Source organism: uncultured Pseudoalteromonas sp. (genome assembly GCF_963922945.1).
In the GTDB taxonomy this organism is placed as follows: domain Bacteria; phylum Pseudomonadota; class Gammaproteobacteria; order Enterobacterales; family Alteromonadaceae; genus Pseudoalteromonas.
Genome location: NZ_CAWUKC010000046.1, coordinates 18,578 through 28,558, shown reverse-complemented (window position 1 = coordinate 28,558; position 9,981 = coordinate 18,578). Strand labels below are relative to the sequence as shown.

The following is a 9,981-nucleotide window of genomic DNA, read 5'->3' as shown; positions in this document are numbered from 1 at the left end:
CACACTTCATAGGCTCTGCCTTGCCTAAAAACCAAACATACTGCTGCAAATTCAACCATCAAAGATCAACGATGAAATGGTCTCCTCCCTTTCGGCATCGCAATGTGCCAAACTTGGAATTGAACGATTCAAGTAATAAAGCGCCCTAATCATTGGAACTAATTTGTGCTTTTATTGGACAAACAATTTAACGCATACAATACTCAATGTATGTATAGATAGTTGAAACAACACCATACAAGACAAAAAATCAATCATAAACGCACACAAAACTTAACGATTAACAAACAAATAATAAACAAAAACTTATCAGTTTTCATGAGTCGATATTATCCACTACACTGATAGAACGTTTTAACCAATTAATGCCTATGCAATTATATTTTCAGGCTAAAGAGAGCTATTTATGAAGCAGTTGGTGATCACCATTTTAGGGCAAGACCGCCCAGGGTTAGTAGAGAGCATTTCATCGGTTATCTTACAAAATAAGGGTAACTGGCTGAGCAGTAATTTGAGTCATTTACTTGGTCACTTTGCAGGTATTATTCAAGTCGAAGTGGCTCAGGAGCACTTAGCAGCATTACAACAGGCATTAAATGCTTTACCTAAACTCGACGTACGCATAGAAACCGGCAACACAGAGGTAGAGCCAAACAACAAAGAACAAATAAACTTTGTCATTACTGGCAATGACCGCCCAGGTATTGTTCAGGAGTTGGCAAGTGTGATACGCCACAAAGGGGCGAGTATCACGCATTTAAACTCAAGACAGCAAAGCGCGCCAAATTGGGGCGTGCCTATTTTTAGTGCTGTGGCCACCGTTACATTACCCAGTGGTATGAATAAAGAAGAGGTAATTGATGCGCTTGAATCAATCACCAGCGATTTAATTGTTGATATTGAAGAGGCATAACCCAAACGCCGTTGACATAAAAATGACATGGTAGTCATTTTTATGTCATCTAACGGGCGTATGTTTAACTAAAAAGGGCTGATTATCACTTTTATCGCTTTTTACATTGTAAACCTTATAGGCGCACGCATAGCCCCACATTAAATTTAAAGCATATCCTAATAACGGAATAGATATGAATGCACATATAACCCCTCCAAAAACGACTGAATATTTTGCTAAAGAATTAAGTTGGCTGTCTTTCAACGAGCGTGTACTGCAAGAGGCAAAAGATAAAAGTAATCCAATTATTGAGCGCATGCGGTTTTTAGGTATTTTTTCTAACAATTTAGACGAATTTTTTAGAGTGCGTGTTGCTGACGTGAAACGCCGAATTTTATTAAATAAACTCCCCGATGCTAACTTTGAAGAAGATGAAATACTGCTTAGCGAAATACAAAAAAAAGTTCTGCAGTTAGGAAAAAAATTTAACCACATACATCAGCAGGTACTAACCGACCTAAATCATCATAATATTCATGTTAGCCGCCCTGACGAGTTAAGCGAATTTCATTTAGACTGGTTAAAAAATTACTTTAATGAGCACGTTCTGCAGCATACCTCCCCTATTTTACTAAACGAGAACAAAGACTACTCTGACTATATAAACGATACTATGACCTACTTATTCGTAGAAATGAGTGATGAGAAGAGTTATTACGCCATGCTGGAGGTTCCCACCGACAGGGTTGATCGCTTTATAAACCTACCCCCAGAAAAAACGCGCCGCCATAAAACTATTGTGATGCTCGATGATGTCATCACTTACTTTTTAAACGATGTATTTAGCAGCTTTTTTTCGTATAACAGCATTGCAGGCTATGCAATAAAGCTGACCCGTGATGCAGAGTACAATTTAGATGATGAACTAGAAGCCGGTTTGCTTGATAAAATGTCTAAAGGGTTAAAACAGCGTGTTTATGCTGAGCCGGTAAGGTTGGTTTACGATAATGCCATACCTGAAAGCATGCTAAAAGTTATGAAAAAGCGCCTAGGGGTCACTCATAATGATGCGTTAATCCCCGGGGGGCGTTATCGTAACTTTAGAGACTTTATAGCGTTTCCTAATGTAGGACGGCAATATTTAGAAAACAAACCCCTTCCAGCATTACAAAGTAGTGCATTTAGAAAACATGCCAGTGTATTTGATGCCATTAGCGATCAAGATATTTTACTTTACTACCCTTATCATACATTTAATCATGTACTTGAGTATGTACGCCAAGCGGCCTTCGACCCTAAAGTTACGCAAATAAAGGTTAATATTTATCGTGTAGCAAGTAAATCTAGGCTGATTTCATCGCTCATTAATGCTGCTAAAAACGGTAAATTAGTAACCGTTATGGTTGAGCTAAAAGCGCGTTTTGACGAGCAAAATAATATTGAATGGGCAAAAGTGCTAAGCAGTGCAGGCATTAAAGTAATTTTTGGTATACCCGCACTAAAAGTGCACAGTAAATTATGTGTGGTGCACCGTAAAGAAAAAGGTCAAATAGTTAAATACGCGCATATTGGCACAGGTAACTTCCATGAAAAAACAGCCAAAATTTACACAGACTTTAGCCTATTTACTCGCCATACAGGTATTTGTGAAGAAAGCGACAGCGTATTTAGATTTATAGAAAATAGTTATAAACCATTTAAGTTTGACTACTTAATGCTTTCGCCAATTAACGCCCGAGAAACGCTGCTTAATTTAATTGATAGTGAAATTGAGCATGTAAAAAATAATAAACTAGGCAAAATCACCGTAAAAGTAAATAACCTCGTTGACAAAGAGCTGGTAGACAGGCTTTACCTAGCTGGTCAAATGGGCGTTAAAATTAGAATTATTGTACGTGGTATGTGCTCTCTTATTCCAGGCGTTGCTAAATTTAGCGACAATATTAAAGTAATTAGTATTGTTGACCGCTTTTTAGAGCACCCTAGGGTCATGGTGTTTGGTAACAACGGCGATGAAAAAGTATATATTTCTTCTGCCGACTGGATGACCCGAAACTTAGATCACCGCGTTGAAGTAGGCGTGCCTATTTTGGATGTTAAGTTAAAACGCCTTATAGTTGATATTTTAGAGCTGCAATTTAAAGACCGTACTAAAGCACGCATTATAGATAGCGAACAAAAAAACGCATATGTAAGACGGGGTAACCGTAAAAAAATACGCTCTCAGATAGCAATTTACGACTACCTAAAAAAATGGGAACACACATATTATAATGAATGATCACCCTTCAATAGCCGCAGTTGATTTAGGCTCCAACAGCTTTCATTTAGTGGTTGCCCGCGAAGTAAATGGCACTTTGCAAATTCTTCACAAAGAAAAACAGCGCGTTTTTTTAGCCGATGGCTTAGATGATAAATTTCGCTTAAGCCAAGCAGCAATAGAGCGTGCTCTTGTTGTGTTAAAGCAATTTGCTAAAACCTTACATGAGTTCCCCGCAAATAATGTAAAGGTAGCAGCTACCTACACCTTTAGGCGAGCTAAAAATATTAACGCCTTTTTAGCCCAAGCTAGCGCTGTGTTTCCTTTTCATATTGATGTAATTGCAGGCCAAGAAGAAGCACGCTTAATTTATCAGGGCGTTGCACATTACATTCATAACGAAGAAAACCGCCTAGTGATAGATATTGGCGGTGGCAGTACCGAGCTTATAATAGGGAAACATTTTAAGCATAAGCTTTTATCTAGCCGTAATATGGGCTGCGTTAGTTTCACAAAGCAGTTTTTTAGCGATAGAAAAATAACAGCCAAACGTTTTAACAAAGCGCAAATAAGAGCCGAGCAAGAACTTGAAGCCATTTTTTCTAACTATGTAAGCGAAAATTGGCAAACGGTCATTGGCACCTCAGGCACCATCAAATCAATTTTAGCAATGATAAGCGCTACAAATCCGCAGCAGCCAAATATTACTTACGACGATTTACTCACCTTAAAGCAGCAATTTATTAGCGCTAAACATATTGATAACTTAGCTATTGAAGGGCTTACGCCTGAACGCCAGCAAAGCATATGTGGCGGTTTGGCTATTTTAATTGCGATATTCACTGAGTTTGCCATTAAAGAACTTACCTACAGCGATTTTTCATTGCGTGAAGGGTTGCTGCACGAAATGCAGCAAAAGCTGGCTGATAAAGACATACGTTCAAACACAATAAATAATTTAAGTGAACGTTATACCGCCGATAAAGCACATGCAGTACGCGTGGCTGATACGGCTATTTGGTTGTATAAACAGTTAAAAAATGTATGGCATTTAGACAATAACGACGATATTGCTTTACTAACGTGGGCAGCAAAGTTACACGAGATTGGTTTATCAATTAACTCATCAGGAATTAATAAACATAGCGCTTATATAGTTGCAAATAGTCAATTACCCGGTTTTACTCAGCAAGAGCAACTTATACTAAGCTCACTCATACGCTTTTACCGTAAAAAAATTAAACTTGCAGAACTGCCAGAGTTTTTAACTATTTCGCAAAAGCATGTACTTAAACTCATTGTTATTTTACGCTTAGCTATTTTATTTAATCAAAAACGCCAAGTGAGCTTAAAGCCAGATATGGAAATAAGCGCGAGCAACTTAGGGTTATTTATTAAATTTAAAAATAGCTATTTGCAAGAACATACACTTCTTCAAGCTGATTTAGCGCAGGAGCAACTCTACCTCAGAAAAGCGGGGATTGAGTTTGAATGCGTTTAGCAGCAAAAAGCTCGCCTAAAGCGAGCTTTTATTTGTTAGGCTTACATATCCATATGGCGGTTTGAGCTTTGCATCATTTGCTTAATGCCCTGATTTTCCAGTTCTAAAATCTGCTCAAGCTTTTCCTTTCCGTTTTCGGTTTCTGCCCGCTCCAATAAGTACTCGTAAAGTTCGATTACTTTTTTATGCTGCTCAGAGAGGTAGTTTTGAATTACCTTTTCATCAAACTCTTGGTCTTTACTTATATCGTTAAACGTAATCAGCTCAGGGTTGTCTGCAAAGTACTCGTAGCTGTATGTATCTAATGTGTTGATTTCAGTAATTGCTTTAAAGCCAACTAAATCTTCAGCCAGCTTTTTTTCGTAATCTAGATAATAGTCCACTAGCATAGCGTTACGTTCATCGAGTAACTCCTTAACGCTGTAAAAATTTGCCGCCATTTGCGTGTGAAATAAAACGGTCCAATCGTACACTTCTTTAATTGTTTTAACTTGCATGTGCATTCCTTACTAAGTTGACTGTATAGAGTAAGGTTTGCGTAAATCATGCCAACATAAACTTAATTGAAAACAATGCATTAAAACAAAATAAGGATGAGTAAGGCCAATTATTTGGTACAAGTTACAAAACACGGGTAATTTTTATAGGGCAATACAAAGTTGCATTATCCCTAGCCCTATTGTGCAATATGCTGCTTTTTCCACAGTAAATACACCGCAGGTATAACCAGTAACGTAAGTATAATTGCGCTTAGCATCCCCCCTACCATAGGGGCAGCTATTCTGCTCATTATTTCACTGCCAGTGCCGGTACCGTATAAAACCGGTAATAAGCCAGCAATAATGGTGGCTACCGTCATCATCACAGGGCGCACTCTTAGCCCTGCACCTTGCACAATCGCACTTTGTAACGCTTGTAAGTTAAAAGCGACCCCAATTTGCTCACACTGTTGGCGTTGCTCTGTATAAGCTTGGTTTAAATATACAAGCATTATGACGCCTATTTCTACAGCAACGCCAGCCAGCGCAATAAACCCTACACCTACTGCCACCGAAAAGTTAAATCCTTCAAAGTACATGAGCCAAATCCCGCCCACCATAGCAAAGGGAAGAGTCGCAATAATGATCAGCACTTCACTTATGCATTTAAAATTAAGGTAGAGCAATATAACAATAATCGCGAGCGTAAGCGGGATAACATAACTAAGCTTTGCTTTTGCTCTTTGCATGTATTCAAACTGCCCAGCCCAGGTAATGGAGTAACCAGCAGGTAGCTGCAAGTTTTTATCAAGCACTTGCTGAGCTTGTGCTACATAACTGCCAATATCAGTGTCTTTAATATCAATTAAGCTCCACCCATTTAAGCGCGCGTTTTCACTTTTAATGCCGGTGGGGCCCTCTTCAATAAATACTTTAGCAACATCACCAAGTGCAATATGCTGTCCTAATGGAGTAATAATAGGTAACAACTCTAAATCTTCAGGCGAAGCACGAAAACTCTGCGGGTAGCGTAAATTTACCGGGTAGCGCTGCTGTCTTTCAACCGTTTCTGTCACGTTTGAACCACCAATTGCAGTGGCTACAACCTGTTGTATATCCGCTATATTTAGATTGTACCGTGCCGCCTGTTCGCGGTTTATATCTACTTTAATATACCGTCCTGTGGCCACACGCTCTGAATACACTGACGCTGTACCAGGCACATCCTTTAGCAATTGCTCTATTTGCTGCCCAATGTTTTGAATTTCTTGCAAGCTCGGGCCCGCAATTTTAATACCCACAGGCGTTTTAATGCCGGTAGCTAGCATGTCGATACGTGTTTTTATTGGCATGACCCACGCATTTGTAAGGCCTGGTAATGCCACTAAACTCTCAAGTTCTGCTCTAATTTTTTGCTTAGTCATGCCCTCTCGCCACTGCGATCTGGGTTTAAACTGAATAAAAGTTTCAATCATTGTCAGTGGTGCGGGGTCGGTAGCGGTATCAGCGCGTCCAATTTTACCAAAGACCGTTTTTACTTCTGGCACTGAGGCTATGAGCTTGTCTGTTTGTTGTAAAATTTTTCGTGCTTCACCAATAGAAAGCCCTGGGTAAGTTGTTGGCATATACATTAAGTCGCCTTCATCCAATAAAGGAATAAACTCACTCCCTATTTTGTTTACCGGATAAAAGCCAATAACCGTAACTATTAATGCAACGAACAACGTACTTTTTGGGAATTTAAGCACCGTGGCTAACAGTGGTTTATACCCTGCAACTAGAATTTTGTTTACAGGGTTTTTGTGCTCAGAAATAACCTTACCCCGAATAAAGTAACCCATTAACACAGGTACTAAGGTTATCGCTAAGCCGGCAGAGGCTGCCATGGCATACGTTTTTGTATAAGCAAGCGGGGCAAACATGCGCCCTTCTTGCGCCTCTAAAATAAATACAGGCATAAAACTTACGGTAATAATGAGTAAACTAAAAAATAACGCTGGGCCGACCTCCGTGGCCGATTTAGTTACTATTTGCCAACGGTTTTGCTTGGTTAGTGGCGTTTTTTCCATATGTTTGTGCATGTTTTCTATCATTACGATAGCGCCATCTGTCATCGCGCCAATGGCAATAGCAATCCCGCCTAACGACATAATATTCGCATTTACACCTTGCCAATACATCACAATAAAAGCCATTAATATACCCATAGGCAAGGTTATAATAGCCACCAGCGATGAGCGCACATGGAATAAAAAGACCACACACACTAAGGCAACAATAATGAGCTCTTCGAATAACTTTTTGCTTAGGTTATCGACCGCACTTTTTATTAACGTGGAACGATCATAAACCGGAATTATCTCAACGCCTTCAGGTAGCCCTTGTTTTAATGACTCAAGCTTTGCTTTTACCCTAGTAATTGTTTCTTGAGCGTTTTCGCCATAACGCATCACCACAATACCACCTGCAACCTCGCCTTCGCCATTTAGCTCTGCAATGCCGCGTCGCATTTGTGGGCCTAAGCGTACATCTGCTACATCTCGTAATTGTAATGCACTTCCTTGAGCGTTAATTCCCAATGGAATGGCCTCTAAATCGGCGACACTTTTGATATAACCTGTACTGGTTACCATGTATTCGGCTTCAGCCATTTCGATGACTGAAGCGCCCGTTTCTTGATTACCTTGATCAATTGCGGTTTGTATTAAGCTAATAGGAAGACCATAAGCGCGTAATTTAATGGGGTCTACAACCACTTGATACTGCTTTATCATGCCACCTACAGCGGCCACTTCAGATACACCTTCAACACTTTGCAGTTCGAATTTTAAAAACCAATCTTGTAAGCTACGCAGCTGACTGATATTAAGCTGGTTTGTTTTATCGACTAACGCATATAAATATACCCAACCGACTCCTGTTGCATCAGGGCCCAGCTGCACTTTTGAATTACTTGGCAAACGGCTTTCTACTTGGCTTAAATACTCTTGCACACGACTTCGAGCCCAATAAATATCAGTATTTTCATCAAAAATGATATACACATACGAGTCGCCAAAAAACGAAAAACCACGCACAGTTTTAGCCCCTGGCACAGACAGCATTGCTGTAGTAAGCGGGAAGGTAACTTGGTCTTGCACCACTTGGGGCGCTTGGCCTGGGTAGCTGGTTTTAACAATAACCTGCACATCTGATAAATCAGGAAGCGCATCAACGGGCGTCTGTTTAACACTAAAAATACCCGCGCCAAATACAATAATACTCAGCAACAATACGAGGAAACGATTAACGACCGACCAGCGAATAATAGCAGCTATCATAATGACTCCTCATGCAATGAGTGATGAGATGCGTCATTATCAGTAGGGTGCTGAGCAATGTTGTTTATTACAAATTCGCCCTCAATAATACTAAACGTAAAATGAACCTGCTGATTAGGGGAAAGCGCACTAATATCAAGCTCTTTAGCCAGTATAAAGTCCATGGTCGCAGGCCCTCTATTCCATTTAGCAATAGCCTCTCTGCTAATATTAATAACTCGCTGCGCTGAGTCTATATTATTTATAGTACCCATAACAGTCGCTGTTTGAACCGGCGCAGCCTGGTCCATTTTCATGTCAGGCATGGAGGGTGTGTTTGGTGCGCTCATACGCTTAAAATCTGAGTCCTTACTCGACTCAGAGTCTATTAAAAACTGCGCAGCAGTCACAACATGGTCTTCTTTGCTAATGCCCGATAGAATAGCCACCTCATGTTGGCTAATTAGCCCTACTTTTACTGCCACAGACTTAAAGCGCCCACCTTCTAAGGCAAGTACTACTCGGTTTTGTGCACCTGTTCGAATAAGCGCTTGCTTAGGTATAACTATTTGCGGCGAGTCACTATGTGTGTGAATACTTACTTGGGCAAACATATTAGGTTTAAGTAGCCCTGCGGTATTTTCAAAACGTAGCCTTACTCGTAAAGTGCGATTTTGAGCATTCAGCGCTGGGTAAATGTAATCTACTTCGCCCTGCCACTGCTTACCTTGCATGTAATCAAGTGTCATTGTGACGGGTAGCCCCTTACTCACTAACCCTGCTTGGCGCTCAAATACTTCTGCCTCTACCCATACTTGATCTAATTTAGCGATGCTCATCATTGAGGTGCCAGGCTTAACATAAAAGCCCTCGCGTATATTAAGCTCATCAAGCACACCACTTTGACGTGCGTAAAATGTAATGTTTTGCATCACTTTTTTGTTTTTTTCTAGGCGCTCAATAAAGCTATCAGACACATTTAGCGACTCTAAACGCGCTTTGGCTGCGCGGATCAATACGCTGTTTTTTCTATTTATTGCAAGTAAAAGCTCTTCTTGCGCGTTCACTAGCTCAGGCGAATACAGCGTGTAAAGAGGCTCACCAGCACTAACTGGCTCCCCTTGCGCTTTTACAAATAAGGTTTCTACCCAGCCCTCTACGCGGGGATGAATATGGGTTAACTGATCTTGATTGTATTGCACATAACCGATTGTATTAATATTGCTTTGCAGTGTTTTAACTTGCACTTTACTGGTTTTAACGCCTAGGTTATTAACCACTTCAGGCGATATTTTTATAGTACCTGGGCTGTCGTTTTCAGCGTTTGCGTACACAGGCACCAATTCCATTCCCATTGGCGATAACCCTGGTTCATCGCGCCTATAATTACTGTCCATTGGCGCAACCCAATACAGCGGCTTCGCTTTTTTATTATCAGCGGGGGTGGCTAAGTGAACAGTGTCATCAATCAACCAGCGATTAGCAATAAACATTAACGTGGCACCAACAAGCAGCGCTACAAGGTATTTTAGTTTAGTTTTCATTGT

The 9,981-nt window shown here is 40.4% G+C and carries 6 protein-coding genes; 3 read left to right on the top strand and 3 right to left on the bottom strand.

Annotated elements, in window-relative coordinates; genetic code table 11:
- Nucleotides 1-406 precede the first annotated feature (406 nt).
- From AABI99_RS11105 to AABI99_RS11095, 3 genes are all read left to right on the top strand, one after another.
- A complete protein-coding gene (locus AABI99_RS11105) occupies nucleotides 407-913 on the top strand; it encodes an ACT domain-containing protein (RefSeq protein ID WP_338365825.1) in 507 nt (168 codons plus the stop codon).
- 175 nt (nucleotides 914-1,088) lie between these two features.
- Nucleotides 1,089-3,176 carry a polyphosphate kinase 1 gene (gene ppk1, locus AABI99_RS11100; RefSeq protein ID WP_338365824.1) on the top strand — a complete coding sequence of 696 codons (2,088 nt, stop codon included), beginning with the start codon at nucleotides 1,089-1,091 and terminating at the stop codon, nucleotides 3,174-3,176.
- Nucleotides 3,169-4,656, top strand: coding sequence for an exopolyphosphatase (locus AABI99_RS11095; protein WP_338365823.1), 1,488 nt, complete (start codon nucleotides 3,169-3,171; stop codon nucleotides 4,654-4,656). Before ppk1 ends, AABI99_RS11095 begins: the two co-directional genes overlap by 8 nt.
- A 41-nt stretch (nucleotides 4,657-4,697) precedes the next feature.
- On the opposite strand, the gene AABI99_RS11090 is transcribed toward AABI99_RS11095, so the two are convergent.
- The 3 genes from AABI99_RS11090 to AABI99_RS11080 form a co-directional block, all read right to left on the bottom strand.
- Nucleotides 4,698-5,153 carry a hypothetical protein gene (locus AABI99_RS11090; protein WP_338365822.1) on the bottom strand — a complete coding sequence of 152 codons (456 nt, stop codon included), beginning with the start codon at nucleotides 5,151-5,153 and terminating at the stop codon, nucleotides 4,698-4,700.
- A gap of 179 nt (nucleotides 5,154-5,332) precedes the next feature.
- The gene (locus tag AABI99_RS11085) at nucleotides 5,333-8,455 is read right to left on the bottom strand and encodes an efflux RND transporter permease subunit (RefSeq protein ID WP_338365821.1); all 3,123 of its coding nucleotides are present in this window, start codon (nucleotides 8,453-8,455) and stop codon (nucleotides 5,333-5,335) included.
- Nucleotides 8,452-9,978 (bottom strand): efflux RND transporter periplasmic adaptor subunit, encoded by a 1,527-nt coding sequence (locus AABI99_RS11080; RefSeq protein ID WP_338365820.1) that lies wholly within the window; start codon nucleotides 9,976-9,978, stop codon nucleotides 8,452-8,454. Before AABI99_RS11080 ends, AABI99_RS11085 begins: the two co-directional genes overlap by 4 nt.
- Between the last annotated feature and the right edge of the window lie 3 nt (nucleotides 9,979-9,981).